This is a genomic window from Allobosea sp. P4_H5 (assembly GCF_056400825.1).
This window is the reverse complement of the sequence record NZ_JBFUKM010000004.1, coordinates 46,842-64,932: the sequence shown is the minus strand read 5'-3', so window position 1 is coordinate 64,932 and position 18,091 is coordinate 46,842. Positions and strand designations below refer to the sequence as shown.

General features: G+C 66.6%; 19 protein-coding genes and 2 riboswitches. Of the genes, 12 read left to right on the top strand and 7 right to left on the bottom strand.

Annotation, left to right across the window (positions count from 1 at the left end; genetic code table 11):
• Positions 1 to 43: 43 nt before the first annotated feature.
• On the bottom strand, positions 44 to 1,354 hold the full coding sequence (locus AC1DS0_RS09330) for a L,D-transpeptidase family protein (protein WP_476814086.1): 1,311 nt from the start codon (positions 1,352 to 1,354) through the stop codon (positions 44 to 46).
• A gap of 167 nt (positions 1,355 to 1,521) precedes the next feature.
• Between AC1DS0_RS09330 and AC1DS0_RS09325 the strand changes: the two genes are divergently transcribed.
• Positions 1,522 to 1,785, top strand: coding sequence for a type II toxin-antitoxin system Phd/YefM family antitoxin (locus AC1DS0_RS09325; protein ID WP_476814085.1), 264 nt, complete (start codon positions 1,522 to 1,524; stop codon positions 1,783 to 1,785).
• On the top strand, positions 1,782 to 2,207 hold the full coding sequence (locus AC1DS0_RS09320; RefSeq protein WP_476814084.1) for a PIN domain-containing protein: 426 nt from the start codon (positions 1,782 to 1,784) through the stop codon (positions 2,205 to 2,207). The genes AC1DS0_RS09325 and AC1DS0_RS09320 overlap by 4 nt, the downstream gene beginning before the upstream one ends.
• 55 nt (positions 2,208 to 2,262) lie before the next feature.
• Here the strand turns inward: AC1DS0_RS09320 and gcvPB are convergent, their stop codons facing one another.
• The 6 genes from gcvPB to AC1DS0_RS09290 form a co-directional block, all read right to left on the bottom strand.
• Positions 2,263 to 3,837 carry an aminomethyl-transferring glycine dehydrogenase subunit GcvPB gene (gcvPB, locus tag AC1DS0_RS09315; RefSeq protein WP_476814083.1) on the bottom strand — a complete coding sequence of 525 codons (1,575 nt, stop codon included), beginning with the start codon at positions 3,835 to 3,837 and terminating at the stop codon, positions 2,263 to 2,265.
• Positions 3,837 to 5,177, bottom strand: a complete 1,341-nt coding sequence (gene gcvPA / locus AC1DS0_RS09310; protein ID WP_476814082.1) for an aminomethyl-transferring glycine dehydrogenase subunit GcvPA — start codon at positions 5,175 to 5,177, stop codon at positions 3,837 to 3,839. The genes gcvPB and gcvPA overlap by 1 nt, the downstream gene beginning before the upstream one ends.
• A 103-nt stretch (positions 5,178 to 5,280) precedes the next feature.
• Positions 5,281 to 5,655 (bottom strand): glycine cleavage system protein GcvH, encoded by a 375-nt coding sequence (gcvH, locus tag AC1DS0_RS09305; RefSeq protein WP_476814081.1) that lies wholly within the window; start codon positions 5,653 to 5,655, stop codon positions 5,281 to 5,283.
• 26 nt (positions 5,656 to 5,681) lie between these two features.
• Positions 5,682 to 6,830, bottom strand: coding sequence for a glycine cleavage system aminomethyltransferase GcvT (gene gcvT, locus AC1DS0_RS09300; RefSeq protein ID WP_476814080.1), 1,149 nt, complete (start codon positions 6,828 to 6,830; stop codon positions 5,682 to 5,684).
• Positions 6,831 to 6,887: 57 nt separating this feature from the next.
• Positions 6,888 to 6,986, bottom strand: a riboswitch (glycine riboswitch).
• Between the two features lie 4 nt (positions 6,987 to 6,990).
• Positions 6,991 to 7,090: riboswitch (glycine riboswitch) on the bottom strand.
• Between the two features lie 76 nt (positions 7,091 to 7,166).
• Positions 7,167 to 7,787 (bottom strand): hypothetical protein, encoded by a 621-nt coding sequence (locus tag AC1DS0_RS09295; RefSeq protein WP_476814079.1) that lies wholly within the window; start codon positions 7,785 to 7,787, stop codon positions 7,167 to 7,169.
• Positions 7,784 to 8,302 carry an invasion associated locus B family protein gene (locus AC1DS0_RS09290; protein WP_476814078.1) on the bottom strand — a complete coding sequence of 173 codons (519 nt, stop codon included), beginning with the start codon at positions 8,300 to 8,302 and terminating at the stop codon, positions 7,784 to 7,786. The genes AC1DS0_RS09295 and AC1DS0_RS09290 overlap by 4 nt, the downstream gene beginning before the upstream one ends.
• Before the next feature lie 357 nt (positions 8,303 to 8,659).
• Between AC1DS0_RS09290 and coxB the strand changes: the two genes are divergently transcribed.
• The 10 genes from coxB (at position 8,660) to AC1DS0_RS09240 (ending at position 18,086) form a co-directional block, all read left to right on the top strand.
• Positions 8,660 to 9,541, top strand: coding sequence for a cytochrome c oxidase subunit II (gene coxB, locus AC1DS0_RS09285; protein ID WP_476814077.1), 882 nt, complete (start codon positions 8,660 to 8,662; stop codon positions 9,539 to 9,541).
• Positions 9,542 to 9,598: 57 nt separating this feature from the next.
• On the top strand, positions 9,599 to 11,233 hold the full coding sequence (ctaD, locus tag AC1DS0_RS09280; RefSeq protein ID WP_152016884.1) for a cytochrome c oxidase subunit I: 1,635 nt from the start codon (positions 9,599 to 9,601) through the stop codon (positions 11,231 to 11,233).
• Positions 11,234 to 11,368: 135 nt separating this feature from the next.
• On the top strand, positions 11,369 to 12,325 hold the full coding sequence (locus AC1DS0_RS09275; RefSeq protein WP_152016883.1) for a heme o synthase: 957 nt from the start codon (positions 11,369 to 11,371) through the stop codon (positions 12,323 to 12,325).
• Positions 12,322 to 12,498 carry a hypothetical protein gene (locus tag AC1DS0_RS09270; protein ID WP_476814076.1) on the top strand — a complete coding sequence of 59 codons (177 nt, stop codon included), beginning with the start codon at positions 12,322 to 12,324 and terminating at the stop codon, positions 12,496 to 12,498. The genes AC1DS0_RS09275 and AC1DS0_RS09270 overlap by 4 nt, the downstream gene beginning before the upstream one ends.
• A 4-nt stretch (positions 12,499 to 12,502) precedes the next feature.
• A complete protein-coding gene (locus AC1DS0_RS09265; RefSeq protein ID WP_152016882.1) occupies positions 12,503 to 13,081 on the top strand; it encodes a cytochrome c oxidase assembly protein in 579 nt (192 codons plus the stop codon).
• A gap of 49 nt (positions 13,082 to 13,130) precedes the next feature.
• Positions 13,131 to 13,988 (top strand): cytochrome c oxidase subunit 3, encoded by an 858-nt coding sequence (locus AC1DS0_RS09260; RefSeq protein WP_152016881.1) that lies wholly within the window; start codon positions 13,131 to 13,133, stop codon positions 13,986 to 13,988.
• Between the two features lie 76 nt (positions 13,989 to 14,064).
• Positions 14,065 to 14,439: a DUF983 domain-containing protein gene (locus AC1DS0_RS09255; protein ID WP_326873222.1), complete on the top strand. Its 375-nt coding sequence runs from the start codon at positions 14,065 to 14,067 to the stop codon at positions 14,437 to 14,439.
• An 8-nt stretch (positions 14,440 to 14,447) separates the two neighbouring features.
• Entirely contained in the window at positions 14,448 to 15,206 is a 759-nt protein-coding gene (locus AC1DS0_RS09250) for an SURF1 family protein (RefSeq protein WP_476814075.1), read from the top strand.
• Positions 15,207 to 15,330: 124 nt separating this feature from the next.
• The gene (gene thrC, locus AC1DS0_RS09245; protein ID WP_476814074.1) at positions 15,331 to 16,746 is read left to right on the top strand and encodes a threonine synthase; all 1,416 of its coding nucleotides are present in this window, start codon (positions 15,331 to 15,333) and stop codon (positions 16,744 to 16,746) included.
• Positions 16,743 to 18,086 (top strand): M16 family metallopeptidase, encoded by a 1,344-nt coding sequence (locus AC1DS0_RS09240; protein ID WP_476814073.1) that lies wholly within the window; start codon positions 16,743 to 16,745, stop codon positions 18,084 to 18,086. Before thrC ends, AC1DS0_RS09240 begins: the two co-directional genes overlap by 4 nt.
• Positions 18,087 to 18,091: the final 5 nt, after the last annotated feature.

Genomic DNA, 18,091 nt, shown 5'->3' with positions numbered 1-18,091 from the left:
TTTTCATTTTGATCTCCCGGAACGGGAAAAGCTGCGCGCGACCCTACTGAATGGCGACGGCCGTCGGAGGCGCCGGACGCGGCGCGACGACAGGAGCCGCGGCAGCCCTCGGCGCAGCCGGCCGGACGACGGGCTGAGGCAGCTTCGACGTCGCCGGAGCTGCCGTCGGCACGGCAGCCGGCTTCGGTTTGGGCCGCCGCGGCTGGATCGTCGAAGTGACGATGCCCTGCGGCGTGTCGAGCCCATAGATGTCGTCTCGGAACTGCACCAGCCCTTCGGCGTCCTGCCAGCCGGTCATGTAGACCCAGGCGACCGGCACTGCCTTCTTCAGCGTGATGTTCTTGCGCTCGCCCTTGGCGATCTCGGCCTCGATCGCCGGCTGGTTCCACTCGGTGCCTTCGAGCAGCCAGGCCGCCAGGTCACGCACGCCCTCGATGCGGGCACAGCCGGAGGAGTTGAAGCGGACATCGTTGCGGAACAGCGACTTCTTCGGCGTGTCGTGCATGTAGACCGCCTCGCCGTTCGGCATGTCGATCTTGAGCTGGCCGAGCGAGTTGGTCGGGCCCGGCTCCTGCCGAACGTAGAAATAGGGGTTGCTCAGGCTCGCCCAGTTGACGCTCACCGGGTCGATCTCGCGGTTCTCGGCGCCGAGCAGCTTCATGTTGGACTTGGCGATGAAGCCGGGGTCCTTGCGCATATGCGGGATGATGTCGGCCTTCACGATCGACATCGGCACCGTCCAGTAGGGATTGAGGTTGACCGAGGTGATGCTGGCCTGGAGCACCGGCGAGGGCCGGTCGGGCCGGCCGACGATGGCGAGGTGGCGGCGCTGGACGACACCGCCCTCCACGGCCTCGGCGCTGGCGCCGGGGATGTTCACCACGACATAGCGGCCGGTGAAGCTGAAGCCGTTGCCCTTGAGCCGCTCCAGCGTCGCCGTGAGCTGGTTGAGGCGCACTTCCACCGGCACATTCAGTGCCTTCAGGGTGAGGCGGCCGACGGTACCGAGATCCGAGAGGCCATGGCGGCGTTGAAAGCGCTTCATCGCGGCGACGACGGCTGCGTCATAGACGTCGCCCGGCAACGCATCGGGCGGCAGGTCGCCGCTCAGCATCAGGCGCTGCTTCAGCAGCGCGACGTCCGGCCCCTGCGAATCGGGCTTCAGCGCGCTCGCCGAATTGGGAATCCTGGGCCAGCCGCCGCGGCCAGCGATATCCTCATGCGTGATCAGCGCCTCGAGCGTGCGGTCATAGGTCTTAGGGCCATAGCCCGGCTCCTCGGCGCGGGAGGCCGAGAGCATCGCTGCGAAGGAGACTGCAGCGGCGAGCACATGGCGAAGGCGAACGCGATACATGGGCGAGCTTCCAAGGCGCGAGGATACACGCCGTCGGAAGCTTCCCTCGCATATGGTCAAGGAAGACTTAAGGCAGCCGGCTCAGGTGACGAAAGGGCAGCAGCCACCTTGCTCGATCAGAAATCTGACCTATATGGTCATAATAGTCATTTTGTGGAGGCGCCAGCATGACCGCGATTCCCAAGGAGACATGGACCGTGGCGAACGCCAAGGCGCGCTTCTCGGAACTCATCGACAAGGCAAAATCCGAGGGACCACAGACGGTGACGCGCAACGGCAAGCCGGCGGCGGTGCTGGTGTCGGTGGAGGAGTGGGAAAAGAAGACGGCACCGAAGGGCACTTTGCTGGAGTTTCTGCAGAACTCGCCATTGCGCGGGGCTGATCTCAACCTCAGCCGCCTCACCGATCAGCCGCGCGACATTGACCTGTGAGAATCCTGCTCGACACCAACGTCATTTCCGAGCCGCAGAAGCCGCACCCATCAGCGGCCGTCGAGCGCTTCCTCCGAGATACCCCCGAGGAAGGGCTCTATCTCAGTATCATCACGATCGCCGAGCTTTACCGCGGTGTGGCCTTGATGACGGACGGCCGCCGACGCGTCCGCTTGAGCGAATGGGTTGCGGCTGAGCTGCCCGAGCGTTTCGGCGACCGGCTCCTGCCCATCACGACATCGATTGCAGCGCTCTGGGGAGACGTGATGGCGCAGTCTCGTCGCAACGGCCTGAATGTGTCGATCATGGACGGATTTCTTGCGGCGACGGCAGCCGCGCATGGCCTCGCCATCGCCACACGCAACGTCCGGCACTTTTCCGGCCTTGGACTGACGGTCATCGACCCTTGGGACGCGGCTTAAGAACGCCCGATCCGATCAGGTCGATCAACCTGATCGGATCCAACTCAAGCGCCCCTTACTCCGCCGCTTCCTTCACCGGCGTAGGCTTTTCCCATTTCAGCACCGGCTGGCGCGCGGCCCTCGTCTCGTCGAGACGGCGCATCGGGGCGTGATGGGGAGCTGCGGTGAAGCGGCTCTTGTCGTTGCCCTTGGCGGCGATGGCGAGGTCGCGCAGCGTCGCGATGAACAGGTCGAGCGAGGCCTTCGATTCGGACTCGGTCGGCTCGATCAGCATGGCGCCGTGGACGACGAGCGGGAAATACACCGTCATCGGGTGGTAGCCCTCGTCGATCATCGCCTTGGCGAAGTCGAGCGTGGTGACCCCGGTGCCCTTCAGCCATTCGTCGTCGAACAGCGCCTCGTGCATCGAGGGATGGTCCGGGAAGGGCAGCGACATCAGGTCGGCGAGGCCGGCGCGGATGTAGTTGGCATTGAGCACCGCATCTTCCGAGGCCTGTTTCATGCCGTCGGCGCCATGGCTGAGCATATAGGCGAGTGCCCGGACATACATGCCCATCTGGCCATGGAAGGCGGTCATGCGGCCGAAGGGGTCGTTACCCTCGGGCGCATCGGCCTTGTGCTCGACGAGGCGCGACTTGCCGCCCTCGACATGGATGAACGGCACCGGCGCGTAGGGCGCCAGCCGCTCCGACAGCACGACCGGGCCGGCGCCCGGGCCGCCGCCGCCATGCGGGGTCGAGAAGGTCTTGTGCAGGTTGATGTGCATGGCGTCGACGCCGAGATCGCCGGGCCGCGCCTTGCCGACGATCGCGTTGAAGTTGGCGCCATCGCAGTAGAAATAGGCACCGGCCTCATGCATCGCCGCGGCGATCTCGACGATCTGCGATTCGAAGATGCCGCAGGTGTTGGGGTTGGTCAGCATGATCGCGGCGACGTCGGGGCCGAGCAGCGCCTTGACGTCCTCGACCGCAACGGTGCCGTCCGGGCGGGCCGGAACAGCCTTCACCGAGAAGCCGATCAGCGCGGCGGTCGCCGGGTTGGTGCCGTGAGCCGATTCAGGGACCAGCACGACAGTGCGGGTCGCGCCCTCGCCCTTGGCGGCGATCGCAGCCTTGATCGCCATCATGCCGCAGGCTTCGCCATGGGCGCCGGCCTTCGGCGACAGCGCCACCGCCGGCATGCCGGTCAGCGTCATCAGATAGCGGGCGAGCTCGAGCATGACGTCGAGCGCACCCGGCACGGTCGAGACCGGCTGCAGCGGATGCACGTCGGAGAAGCCGGGCAGGCGCGCCACCTTCTCGTTGAGGCGGGCATTGTGCTTCATCGTGCAGGAGCCGAGCGGGAAGAGCCCGGTGTCGATGCCGTAGTTCTTCTGGCTGAGGCGCACATAATGGCGCATCGCCTCCGGCTCGGAGAGACCGGGCAGGCCGATCTCGCCTTGGCGGGCATGCTTGCCGAGGCGGCTCTTGAACGGCGCCGGCTTCTCGATGTCGACACCGGTCGTCTCATGATGGCCGATCTCGAAGATCAGCGGCTCGATCTGCTGGAGCGCGCGGTTACCGGTGAAGGTCTCATGGACCTCGGCAGAAGCTTCGCCAGCCTGGCTAGGACGTCCCTGACGGTTCAGCATCACAGCACCTCCGCGAGCGCCGCCACGAAGGCCGCCCGATCGTCATCCGTGTTCACTTCGGTATTGGCGACGATCAGGAGATCGTCGAGCCCGGCGCCCGGGAGCAGGCGCGAGACCGGCACGCCGGCGAGGACCCCCTTGGCGGCGAGCGCCTCGGCCACCGCAGCCGCCGGCTTGGCGAGCTTCACGGTAAACTCGTTGAAGAAGCTCTCGTTCAGCACCTCGGCGCCCTTCACCCCGGCAAGCGCGTCGGCGAGCTTGACCGCATTGGCGTGGTTGACCTCGGCGAGCCGGGTCAGCCCGGCCTGGCCGAGCAGCGTCATATGGATGGTGAAGGCCAGCACGCAGAGGCCCGAATTGGTGCAGATGTTCGAGGTCGCCTTGTCGCGGCGGATGTGCTGCTCGCGGGTCGAGAGCGTCAGCACGAAGCCGCGGCGGCCATCGGCATCGACAGTCTCGCCGCAGAGCCGGCCCGGCATCTGGCGGATATATTTCGATTTGGCGGCGAAAAGGCCGACATAGGGGCCGCCGAAGTTCAGCGCGTTGCCGATCGACTGGCCCTCGCCGACGACGATGTCGGCGTCCTGCGCGCCGGGAGGCGTCACCGCGCCGAGCGAGACAACCTCGGTGAAGACCGCGATCAGCAGCGCACCATGGGCATGGGCCTTGTCGGCGATCGGCTTCAGGTCACGCAGATTGCCGAAAACGTCAGGCGACTGCACGACGACGCAGGAGACGCTGTCGTCGATTGCAGCGAGGATGTCCTCGGTGGCCCGGACGTCGGGCTTCAACGCCACGACCTCGTCATTCGCCATTTCCGACAGAGTCTCGACGACCTGGGTGTAATGCGGGTGCAGGCCGCCGGAGAGCACCGCCTTGCGCCGCCGAGTGACGCGATGCGCCATCAGCACCGCCTCGGCCGTGCCGGTCGAGCCGTCATACATCGAGGCGTTGGCCACCTCCATGCCGGTCAGCGCCGCGACCTGGGTCTGGAACTCGAACAGGTATTGCAGCGTGCCCTGCGCGATCTCGGGCTGGTAGGGCGTGTAGCTGGTCAGGAACTCCGAGCGCTGGATCAGATGGTCGACCGTCGCGGGAACATGGTGCTTGTAGGCCCCTGCCCCGACGAAGAACGGCACCGAACCGGCCGCGATGTTCCTGGCCGACATCTTGCCGAGGATACGCTCGACCTCGAGCTCTCCCTTGGTTCGGGGCAGGTCGAGCGGCTCTTTCAGCAGCTTGCCGTTCGGCACGTCGGAGAAGAGCGCGTCGACGTCGGCTACGCCGATGCGCGCGAGCATGTCCTCGCGGTCGGTCTCGGTCAGGGGAAGATAGCGCATGGAGGTTCCTTGAATGGCGTCACGCCCGGGCTTGACCCGAGCATCTCTTCAACCATTGCCTTCTCATCCGGAGATCTCGGACCTCCGGACGAGAATGACGGTTTCAGAGCGTCTTGACGTAGTCCTGGTACTCGGCCTCGCTTAGCAGGCCGTCGAGTTCGCCCGTGTTCGTCAGCTTCAGCTTGACGAACCAGCCCTTGCCGGCCGGGTCCTCGTTGACCGTGCCGGGCGCAGCCTCGAGCTCGCTGTTGACGGCGACAACTTCGCCGGAAACCGGCGCATAGACCTCGGAGGCCGCCTTGACGCTTTCGACGACAGCGGCTTCGCCGCCCTTGGCGAGTGCCTTGCCGACGCTCGGCAGCTCGACAAAGACGACGTCGCCGAGCTGGCCCTGGGCGTAGTCGGTGATGCCGACGGTGCCGGTGTCACCCTCGATGCGGATGTATTCGTGGTCCTTGGTGTAACGGGTCTCGGCCATGGTTTCCTCCGATGAAACAGGTGGGTTCAGCGCTTGTAGCGGTTGGGGACGAAAGGCATCGCGGCGATGGTCGCCGGCAGCGGCTTGCCGCGCACGATCAGGTCGAGCCTGGTGCCGGGAGCGGAATGCTCCTTGGCGACATAGCCCATGGCGCAAGGGCCGTTCAGGGTCGGGCCGAAGCCGCCCGAGGTGACCTTGCCGACGATGGTGCCGTCGGCGGTCGCGATATCGGCGCCCTCGCGGGCCGGAGCCCGGCCTTCCGGTAGCAGGCCGACGCGGACGCGCGAGACGCCCTCGGCGAATTCACGCTGGATGCGGGCCGCCCCCGGGAAACCGCCCTCCTCTCGCCGACGCTTCTGGATCGACCAGTTGAGCGCCGCTTCGACGGGGGAGGTCGTGGTGTCGATGTCATGGCCGTAAAGGCACAAACCGGCTTCCAGCCGCAGCGAATCGCGAGCGCCAAGGCCGATCGGCTTGACGCGTGCGTCGAGCAGGAGTGCATCCCAGATCTCGCCGATCCGGTCAGCCGCGGCGGAGATCTCAAAGCCGTCCTCGCCGGTATAGCCGGAGCGGCTGACATTGGCCTTGACGCCGCCGAGCTTCATCGTGCGCAAGGTCATGAAGCCCATCTCGGCAGCTTCGGGATTGAGCGCCGCCAGCGCTTCCTCCGCCTTCGGCCCCTGCAGGGCGATCAGGCCACGATGCTCGGCCTTGACCAGCTTCACATTGGCCGGCAGACGCGCCTCGATATGGGCGTAGTCTTCAGTCTTGCAGGCGGCGTTGACGACGAGCAGCAGCGCGCCGTCCTCGTCCGGATCGGCCGAGCGCGTCACCATCAGATCGTCGAGGATGCCGCCGTCCTCGTTCAGCAGCTGCGAATAGCGCTGCTTCCCCGGCGGCAGGTTGACGATGTCGGCCGGGATCAGCGCTTCGAGCGCGCGGGCCGTGGTCTCGTGGTCGGGACCGACGAGGAAGGCCTGGCCCATATGCGAGACATCGAACAGGCCGGCACTCTCGCGCGTCCAGTTGTGCTCGGCCATGATCCCGGCAGGATACTGGACCGGCATGTCGTAGCCGGCGAACGGCACCATGCGCGCGCCCAGCGTGACATTGCGGGCGTGCAGCGGCGTCTTGAGCAGCGGCTCGGTGCTTGCAGTCTCGGCTTCGGCAGCCATGGCATCCCTTCCAGAGTCGAGCGCGAGCCCCGGACGGATTCGTCCGGAGCGCGCCCCCTCTGTCTCGGGACCTGAGAGATTTCCCCGCCAGGCCGAAGCCTTGGGCGAGTTACCCCCGTCGGTGGGCGAGCTTCAAAAGCCCGCCACTTTCCAGAGCGCCAATTCCCACGCGGTCCGTTTGCCTGAGCGTTTCCGGGGCGGTTGCGCCTTCGGCGCCGGGTCCGGACAAGTCCGGTCCCGGTCTCTCCCGCGGGGATGATGCGGCTGAGCCAGCAATAGACGAGCGAGGGGCCGAGTCAATCGGCCCACCCGCGTGAATTTACGGCAGCGTGCCGCTTACCTGCGCCGGCGCCGCGCCGGCTCGCCGCCGCCGCCCGGATTCAGGCCGACGATGATCTCGACCTCGCCGGATCCTGCGGGAACCGAGATGTTGCTCTCGACATGCGAGAAATCGGCACCGGTCTGGCCACTGGGGATGGCGCCGCCGACGCGGGAACTGCGGCGCGCGATCACCTGATTGTTGCGCATGACCTGCGTGTACAGCGTCGCGCCATAGCTGCCGGGGCTGCCGGCGGGTCCGATCAGGATACGCCCTTCGACGCCGACCTTGAGAGTGAAGGCGCCATCCTTGCCGATGGGCGTGCATTCGCGCGCGACAGTGTTGATCGAGACCTGGCTGCGCAGGCTGCCGCTATCCTGGCCCGACTGGGCGCGGATCGCCGCGCCACCATCGGAGATGATGACCTGCGGGCAGATGAAGTTCACCTCGTCGTCCTGCGGCAGCTGATTGACCGGCGGCGGCGTGGTCGACTGGAACATCAGGATATTGCCGAGCTTCTGCGCGGAACTCGGCTCGCCGGAGCCCGACGAGCCGGAGGAACCGCAGCCGGCGAGCGTGAGCGCCAGAGCGGCAGGCAGAGCGAACCGACCGAAGCGGCCAGCAAAGCGATCAATCACGGCAAAGCCTCCACACCAGGGCCGAATCCGTTGAGCGAAACCGGGATTCCGACCCCTTCCTCCGGCGTCTGAAACACGATGAATGTGGCGCTCTTACCAGTCTTGAGCTGGCCGAGCAGCGTATCGTCCATCACCACCTCGGCGACGCAGCCGGTGGTCAGGCAGCGCACGAAGCCGGCACGGCCGATATCCTTGTCGTCGATCTTGAGGCCGAGTCCGGAGGGCAACAGCACGCCGAGCGGGGCGACGACGCGCAGCAAACGGCTCTTCTGGTCGGCCGTCTTCAGCACGATGACGAGCAGCGTCAGATTCGGGCGGTCCTCGGCGGCGACGTTCTGAACGAGCGCGCATTGTTCGGCCTTGGCGCCGGGCGGCGTCTCGCAGCGCATCTGCCAATCGCCATGCGTGGAACGTACCGCGCCTTGCGCATGGGCCGGCGTGGCCGAGAGCCAGCCGTAGCCGAGGACGGCAAGCGCCGCGGCCACGGGACCGATCAATGAGCGCATCCCTGTCATCCTCTCCTTACAGGTGTGGGAATGTGCGCACACCCACACCGAAACGGCGCCCCCGCCACGCGAGAATGCGTTCCGACCATGCGTCCCGATTCCTGTCAAGGCGAAGGATCACGTGCGTCCGCGCGGCAGACTCCCTGCAAACAGCGCAGATCGACCGCCCGGCGCCCATGCGCTCGTCGCGTACTTATGCCGCACGGGCTGCGTCACAGCCTGTCATTGCCCCACTGGCGCAAGCGTGATCTTTGATTTATCGCAATGCCGAAGAACCGGGCCGGTCAGACGTGGCCGCCCCGGCGCGCGCCTGTCTTAAGCTGACGAAGGCGGATCGCGCGGCATCAAAGGAGCTATGTCGGACCGATGCGATTTGTGACCACTCCTCTCAGGAACGCGCTGGCGGCCCTTGCTGCTGCCCTGGTAGCGTTTTCGCCGGCCGTCGCATCGGCCCAGAACGGCATGCCGCAGCCCTGGGAGCTGAATCTGCAGCCGGCCGCGACCGAGGTCGCGACGTTCATCCACTGGTTCCATGACTGGGTGAACGTCCTCATCTTCATCATCACGCTCTTCGTGCTGGGGCTGCTGATCTACGTCGCCTGGCGCTTCAACGAGAAGCGCAACCCGGTCGCCTCGAAGACGACACACCACGCTCTGCTCGAGGTCGCCTGGACGATCGTCCCGGTCCTGATCCTGGTCGTGATCGCGATCCCCTCGTTCCGCCTGCTCAAGCTGCAGCTGGAGATTCCGCAGGCCGACATGACCGTGAAGGTCACCGGCAAGCAGTGGTACTGGTCCTATGAGTACCCGCAGGACGGCGGCAGCTTCGGCTTCGATTCGCTGATGCTCGACGAGAAGCAGCGCGCCGAGGCAATCTCGTCGAAGAAGATCGCCGAGGCCGAGGCGCCGCGCCTGCTCGCCGTCGACAACGAAGCGGTCGTTCCGGTCGGCAAGATCGTGCGCGTGCAGGTCACCGGCGCCGACGTCATCCACAAGTTCGCGCTGCCTGCCTTCGGCGTGAAGATCGACGCCATCCCCGGCCGCCTGAACGAGACCTGGTTCAAGGCCGATCGCGAAGGCATCTTCTACGGCCAGTGCTCGTTCATCTGCGGCCAGAACCACGCCTTCATGCCGATCGCCATCCGCGTCGTCAGCCAGGAGCGCTACACGGCCTGGCTCGCGGAGGCGAAGCAGAAGTTCGCCAATGCTGCCGACGCCACCAGCAAAGTCGCCGAAGCGGCTCGCTGAACCCGACATTCTTGAAAGAACTCACGCGAAGCGCATTCGCAGGAGGAGACGAAATTCATGGCTACCGCGGCTCCCCACGCCCACGGGCATGACGACGCCCACGCCCACGAGCACCACACCCCAACGGGCTGGCGCCGCTGGCTGCTCTCGACCAACCATAAAGACATCGGCACGCTCTACCTGATCTTCTCGATCATCGCGGGCCTGATCGGCGGCTTCCTGTCGATCATGATGCGCATCGAGCTGCAGCAGCCGGGCCTGCAGATCTTCGCCAACGGCCAGAGCTACAACGTCTTCGTCACCGGCCACGGCCTGATCATGATCTTCTTCATGGTCATGCCCGCCGTCATCGGCGGCTTTGGCAACTGGTTCGTGCCGCTGATGATCGGCGCGCCGGACATGGCCTTCCCGCGCATGAACAACATCTCGTTCTGGCTGACGGTCGCGGGCCTGATCCTGCTGCTGATCTCGATGTTCGTCGAAGGCGCCCCCGGCGCGAAGGGCGTCGGCACCGGCTGGACGATCTACCCGCCGTTCTCATCGGCAGGCCACCCGGGCCCATCGGTCGATTTCGGCATCCTGTCGCTCCACGTTGCCGGTGCGGCCTCGATCCTGGGTGCGATCAACTTCATCACCACCATCCTGAACATGCGCGCGCCTGGCATGACCATGCACAAGATGCCGCTGTTCGCCTGGGGCGTCCTCGTCACCGCCTTCCTGCTGCTGCTGGCGCTCCCGGTCCTCGCCGGCGCGATCACCATGCTGCTGACCGACCGCAATTTCGGCACGACCTTCTATGATCCGGCCGGCGGTGGCGATCCGGTGCTCTACCAGCACCTGTTCTGGTTCTTCGGCCACCCCGAAGTGTACATCATGATCCTGCCGGCCTTCGGCATCGTCAGCCACATCATCTCGACCTTCTCGAAGAAGCCGATCTTCGGCTATCTCGGCATGGCCTACGCCATGGTCGCGATCGGCGTGGTCGGGTTCATCGTCTGGGCCCACCACATGTACACGGTCGGCCTGTCGCTCAACACGCAGCGCTACTTCGTCTTCGCGACGATGGTGATCGCGGTTCCGACCGGCGTGAAGATCTTCTCCTGGATCGCGACGATGTGGGGCGGCAGCTTGCGCTTCACCGCGCCGATGGTCTGGGCGATCGGCTTCATCTTCCTGTTCACCGTCGGCGGCGTCACCGGCGTGGTGCTGGCCAATGCCGGCCTCGACCGCTCGCTGCACGCGACCTACTACGTGGTGGCGCACTTCCACTACGTGCTGTCGCTCGGCGCGGTGTTCGGCATCTTCGCGGGCTTCTACTACTGGTTCCCGAAGATGAGCGGCTACATCATCCCGGACTGGATCGGCCGCCTGCACTTCTGGATCGCCTTCATCGGCGCGAACCTGCTGTTCTTCCCGCAGCACTTCCTCGGGCTCTCGGGCATGCCGCGGCACTATGTCGACTATCCCGACGCCTTCGCCGGCTGGCATTTCTGGTCGTCGATCGGCTCCTACATCTTCGCGGCCGGCCTGCTGGTCTGGCTCTACGGCATCGTCGTCGCCTTCACCAGGAAGGAGCTCGCCGGCAACAATCCGTGGGGCGAAGGCGCGACCACGCTGGAGTGGACCCTGTCCTCGCCGCCGCCGTTCCACCAGTTCGAGACGCTGCCGCGCATCACCGGCTCGGACCACTGAACACACCGGCGGCGGGCTGAAAGCCCGCCGCCGCCCCTCCCCCGAGCGCCTGATCCAGGGCGTTCCGGAGACGGGCGGATCCCGCAAGCGACATCCGGTTTGGGTGTCTTCGAACGTTGAAGTGAACGAGTTTCGATGTCTGCTGCCTTCGATCAGATCACCCAGGCTGACGACGGCGTCTCGCTGAGTTCCCCCGGCGAGGCGCAGGACTTCTTCGCGCTGCTCAAGCCGCGGGTGATGTTCCTCGTGATCGTGACGGCGCTCGGCGGCATGGTCGCGGCGCCAGGAGCGGTCAATCCGGTCATCGGCTTTGCCGCACTGCTGGCGATCTCGGTCGGCGCCGGCGCCTCGGGCTGCCTCAACATGTGGTGGGACGCCGATATCGACGCGGTGATGGCGCGCACCGCCAACCGGCCGATCCCCGCCGGCCGCATCCTGCCGTCCGAGGCGCTTGCCTTTGGGCTGACGCTCTCGATCGGCTCCGTGCTGGTGCTCGGCCTCGTCGCCAATCTGCTCTCGGCAGCGATGCTGGCCTTCACGATCTTCTTCTACGCCGTCGTCTATTCGATGTGGCTGAAGCGGGCGACGCCGCAGAACATCGTCATCGGCGGCGCCGCCGGCGCCTTTCCACCGATGATCGGCGAAGCCGTGGTCACCGGTGATTTCGGCCTGACCTCGATCGTCCTGTTCGCCATCATCTTCCTGTGGACGCCGCCGCATTTCTGGGCGCTCGCCCTGGTGAAGTCATCAGACTACGCCCGCGCTGGCATCCCGATGCTGCCGAACGTCGCCGGCCCCGCAGCGACCCGCCGCCAGATCGTCGCCTATACGCTGGTGCTGGCGCCGGTCGCGGTGCTGCCGGCGCTGATGGGCTTTGGCGGGCTGATCTATCTGATCGTCTCGGTCGTCACCGGCCTTGCCATGATCGGCCTGTCGCTGCGCGTGCTGCACGTCACCGAGGGCGAGCCGGCCAACAAGGCGGCCTATGCTCTGTTCGGCTTCTCGATCCTCTATCTCTTCCTGCTCTTCGCCGTGCTACTGGCCGAGAACGGCCTCGGCCTGATGTGGGCCCTGCCCAAGGTGCTGGGATGAGCCAGGGCCCGCAGGACAAGAAGCAGCAGCCGGCGGCGTTCTCGCCGGAGGACATGGCCAGGCGCAATCGCCGCTCGATCGCGCTCGCGCTCGTGCTCGGCGGCCTCGTGGTCTTCTTCTTCATCGTGACGCTGGCCAAGACCGGGCCGGCGATCCTCAACCGGCCGCTGTGACGCGATGACCGCCGCTTCCCGCAACCGTCGCACCGTCCTTGCCTGCAGCGCCGCCGTGCTCGCCATGACCGGGCTCTCCTTCGCCGCGGTGCCGCTCTACAACCTGTTCTGCAAGGTCACGGGCTTCGCCGGCACGCCGATGGTCGGCACCGCCGCCACCGGCAAGACCAGCGAGCGGATCGTCTCGGTCGCATTCGACGCCAATGTCGCGCCCGCGCTGGGCTGGCGCTTCGAGGCGGAGAAGACGGAGATCAGGGCGCAGGTCGGCGTGACGCAGACGGTGTTCTACAAGATCACCAACACGTCCTCGCGGCCGATGACCGGGATCGCGACCTACAATGTCCAGCCGAACCAGTCGGGCGCCTATTTCGTCAAGATCCAGTGCTTCTGCTTCACCGAGACGACGCTGCAGCCTGGCGAGACCCTGGAAGCACCGGTGGTGTTCTACATCGATCCCGAGATCGAGTTGAACCGCGAGCTCGCCAGCCTGAAATCGATCACCCTGTCCTACACCTATTTCCCGTCGAAGAACGGGCAGCCGGTGGCGGAAAGCAAGGGTGACGGCAACCAATCGAAACTATAAAGCTGCGCGACAAGCGCTGCACTTCTACGGACGCGGAGACTTAAGCACGATGGCCGGGGCTCATACCAAGAACCACGACTACCACCTCGTCGATCCGAGCCCGTGGCCGATCGTCGGCGCCGCCAGCGCGACCATCATGGCGATCGGCGCGGTGATGTGGATGAAGGCGCTGCCGGTCGCCGGCATGACCGTCGGCCCGCTGGTCTTCGGCGTCGGCCTGCTCGGCGTGCTCTACACCATGCTCGCCTGGTGGATGGACGTGACCCGTGAAGCCGAGCGCGAGGGGCATCACACCCGCGTGGTGCAGCTGCACCATCGCTACGGCATGATGATGTTCATCGCCTCCGAGGTGATGTTCTTCGTCGCCTGGTTCTGGGCCTATTTCGATGCGAGCCTGTTCACCGGCGAGCACATCCAGTACGCACGCGCCGAATTCACCGGCGGGCACTGGCCACCGAAGGGCATCGAGACCTTCGACCCCTGGCACCTGCCGCTGCTCAACACGCTGATCCTGCTGACCTCCGGCACGACCGTGACCTGGGCGCACTACGCCCTGATCCAGGGCGACCGGAAGAGCCTGAAGCAGGCCCTGTGGCTGACCGTGATCCTCGGCATCCTGTTCACGCTGTGCCAGGCCTACGAGTACTCGCACGCCGCCTTCGCCTTCAAAGGCAACATCTACGGCGCGACCTTCTTCATGGCGACCGGCTTCCACGGTTTCCACGTCATCATCGGCACGATCTTCCTGGCGATCTGCCTGTGGCGCGTCTATCTCGGCCACTTCAAGCCGGACCAGCATCTCGGCTTCGAGTTTGCCGCCTGGTACTGGCACTTCGTCGACGTGGTCTGGCTGTTCCTGTTCGCCTCGATCTATGTCTGGGGCGCCGGAGCGCCGGCAGCGCACTGAGTTTCGGGCCGGAAGCGGCCGCGAACCTTAAAAAGGGGCGGCCGCGAGGCCGCCCTTTCCATTTGAGGAGACCGCCATGGCGCAGCCGCAGATCACCCCGCCCTCGCCCTATTCGACGGGCCTGACCGGCCGCTGCCCGCGCTGCGGCGAGGGCAAGCTGTTCGACGGCTATCTCAAGCTGAAGCCGCGCTGCGCCGCCTGCGGGCTGGACTTCGCCTTCGCCGATTCGGCTGACGGGCCGGCGGTGTTCATCATGCTGATCGCCGGCTTCTTCGTGCTCGGCCTCGCGCTCTATGTCGAGATCGCCTACACCCCGCCGATCTGGCTGCATCTCCTGCTCTGGCTGCCGCTGGCGCTCATCACCTGCCTCGGGCTGCTCAGGCCGATGAAGGGGCTCGCAGTCGCCTTGCAATATGCCCACAAGGCCGAGGAAGGCAGGTTGAAGAAGTGAGCGAGTCGGTGTCCCCCACGCCCAGGCCGAAGCTGCTGCTGCCCGGCATCATGATGGTCGCGGGCGTCATGGTCCTGCTCACGCTCGGCGTCTGGCAATTGCAGCGCTGGACCGAGAAGGGCTTTTTTCTCGACAAGCTGCGCACGCAGGCTGCGGCTGCGCCAGCGCCCCTGCCGGCCTCGACGAGCTGGGCGACGCTCGATCCGGCCAAGCTCGACCTGCTGCGCGTCGCAGCCAAGGGGACTTTCGTTGACGGCCCGATCGCCGGCGTGCGCACCACCATCGCCGCCGGCCCGCCCGGCTCGCGCCAGCTTTCCGGCTTCGGCCGCTGGGTGTTCCAGGGCTTCCGGCTGGACGACGGTGCAACGATCCTGGTCAATCGCGGCTTCGTGCCGGAAAGCCGCTTCGCGACGATCGCCCCCGCCAGCGGCCAGGCGACGGTCACGGGCTTCCTGCGCGCGCCGGAAGGCCGCAACAGCTTCACCCCGGCCGACCTGCCGCAGCAGCGCGAATTCTACACGCGCGATCCGGCGGGAATCGCCGCGGCTCTGAACATCGGGGCAAGCCCGTCCTTCTATCTTGAAGCCGAACGTCAAGGCGACGGGCTGACACCACCGGCCGGCGTCGATGCAAACGAGCTGATCGCCCGCATCCCCGACAACCACCTGCAATACGCCCTGACCTGGTTCGGCCTTGCAGCGACGCTGATCGGCGTGTTCGCAGCCTATGCCTGGCAGGCGCTGAGGAGGCCCGATCCGGAGAGCTGAAACCCTCCAACCGGACCTTGGACCTCCGGGAAACCGGCAAGACAAGGCCGCGTTGCGCAGCCGGGCTTTGCCCTCTTTTGCCAACAGGCCTATAGGATCAGCACGCCATCCGAGATCAAGAACCGTGCTGCATATTTCGACCCGCGGCGAAGCGCCGTCGCTCTCCTTCGCCGACGCGCTGCTCGCTGGACTTGCCCGTGACGGCGGCCTCTATCTGCCGCAATCCTTGCCGCGTTTCAGCGCGCAGGAGATCGCCGGCTTCGCCGGCAAACCCTATGCCGACGTCGCCGAGCGCGTCCTCGGCGCACTCGCCGATGGCGACATCGCCGCCGATGCGCTGAAGGCCATGATCGGCGAGGCCTATGGCACGTTCCGCCATCCGGCCGTCTGCCCGCTGGTCCAGCTCGGCGACAACCTGTTTTCGCTCGAGCTCTTCCACGGCCCGACGCTCGCCTTCAAGGATGTGGCGATGCAGCTGCTCGGGCGGCTGATGGATCATGTGCTGACCCAGCGGGGCGAACGCGCTACCATCGTCGGCGCAACTTCGGGTGATACCGGCGGCGCCGCCATCGACGCCTTCAAGGGGCTGGAACGCGTCGACGTCTTCATCCTCTATCCGGAAGGCCGCGTCTCCGACGTGCAGCGCCGGCAGATGACCACGGTGGAAGCCGCCAACGTCCACGCCATTGCGGTCGAAGGCACCTTCGACGACTGCCAGAACCTGGTGAAGGCGCTGTTCAACCACCACGCCTTCCGCGACGAATTGCGCCTCTCCGGCGTCAATTCGATCAACTGGGCAAGGATCGCAGCTCAGGTCGTCTACTACTTCACCGCGGCGGTCGCGCTCGGCGCTCCGCACCGGCCGGTCTCCTTCGCGGTGCCGACCGGCAATTTCGGCGATATCCTCGCCGGCTGGATCGCCAAGCAGATGGGGCTGCCGATCGGCCGGCTGATGGTCGGCACCAACAGCAACGACATCCTGGCGCGCACGCTCGAAACCGGCGTCTACGAGATGCGCGGCGTCGCGGCGACGACCTCGCCCTCGATGGACATCCAGATCTCCTCGAATTTCGAGCGGCTGCTGTTCGAGGCGCATGGCCGCGACGGCGCCGCGGTGCGCCGGCTGATGCAGTCGCTGGCACAGTCCGGCCGCTTCGAGATCGCAGCAGAGCCGCTCGCCCATATCCGCGCCGATTTCGATGCGGTCTCGCAGGACGAGGCCGCGATCGCGGCCGAGATCGGCACGACATGGCGCGAGGCCGGCTATCTGCTCGACCCGCACAGCGCCATCGGCGTCGCCGCCGCCCGCAAGCTGCTCGAAGTCGATCCGGCCACGCCGGTCGTCGCGCTCGGCACCGCCCACCCGGCCAAGTTCCCGGCGGCCGTCGCGGCGGCGAGCGGCGTGACACCCGCGCTGCCCGCCCATCTCGCCGACCTGATGGAGCGCAAGGAGCGCTTCAGCCTGCTGCCTAACGACCAAAGCAAGCTCGAGCGGTTCATCGCCGAGCGGGCACGGGCCGTCCGGAGTGCCGCGGCATGACGGTAGCCAAGACGCTCAAGGCCAAGATCGAGAAGCCCGTGAAACCAGGCGAAGCTGGCCACGACCCGGCCGTCAGCCTGACGACGCTGCCATCGGGCCTGCGCATCGTCTCCGAGCGCATGGCCCACGCCTCGACCGTCTCGCTCGGCATCTGGATCGGCGCCGGCGCACGGGACGAGCTGCCGCATGAGCACGGCCTTGCCCATCTGCTCGAGCACATGGCCTTCAAGGGCACGGCCCGGCGCACCGCCTTGCAGATCGCCGAGGAGATCGAGAGCGTCGGCGGCGACCTCAACGCCGCGACGTCGGTCGAATACACCTGCTACACCGCCCGCGTGCTCGGCCAGGACCTGCCGCTGGCGATCGACATCCTCGCCGACATCCTGACCCAACCCTCGCTCACCGAGGAGGAGCTGGCGCGCGAGAAGGGCGTGATCCTGCAGGAGATCGGCGCCGTGCAGGATACGCCGGACGATCTTGTTTATGACCGCTTCCTGCAGGCTGCCTTCCCGGAGCAGCCGCTCGGCCGGCCGATCCTCGGCACGGCGGAGACGGTGAAGGGCTTCACGCCCGACGCGATCCGCGCCTATCTCGACCGGCACTACCATGCCGGCAACATGGTGCTGGCCGCAGCCGGTGCGGTCGACCATGACGAGCTGGTCGCCCTGGCGGAACAGGCGCTCGCAGCGCTGCCGGCACGGCCCGCTGCCGCGCCCGCGCCACGCACGCCGGCAGCCTATCAAGGTGGCGAAGCCCGCATCGATGGCGACGAGGAACAGGTCCATATCGTCCTCGGCTTCCCCGGCAAGCCGTTCACCAACGGCGTCCACTATCCGCTGCAGATCTTCTCGGCCGTGCTCGGTGGCGGTCTGTCATCGCGCCTGTTCCAGGAGGTGCGCGAGCGCCGCGGCCTCGCCTATGCGGTCGACGCGTTCCACTGGCCCTTCTCCGATTGCGGCGTCTTCGGCATCAGCGCCGGCACCGCGCCGGAGGATGTCGGCGAGCTGGTCGAGGTCGCGCTCGACTGCCTCGCCCAAGCCGCTCGCGACGTCAGCGAGGCCGAGGTCGCCCGGGCCCGGGCACAGATGAAAGTCGGCCTGCTGGCCTCGCTCGAAAGCCCTGGCGGCAAGCTCGAGCAGATGGCGCGACAGGTGCTGGTCTTCGGCCGGGCGATCCCGCGCGAGGAGCTGGCGCGCCGGCTCGACGCGGTCAGCCTCGCCGATGTGCGGGCGGCCGGTCAGGGCCTGCTCGACGGCGTGGTCACGGTCGCTGCCGTCGGCCCGCTCGACGGTCTTGCCCCGGCGACGGCCTTGCGCGCGCTGCTGGCACGAGCCGCCTGACGACG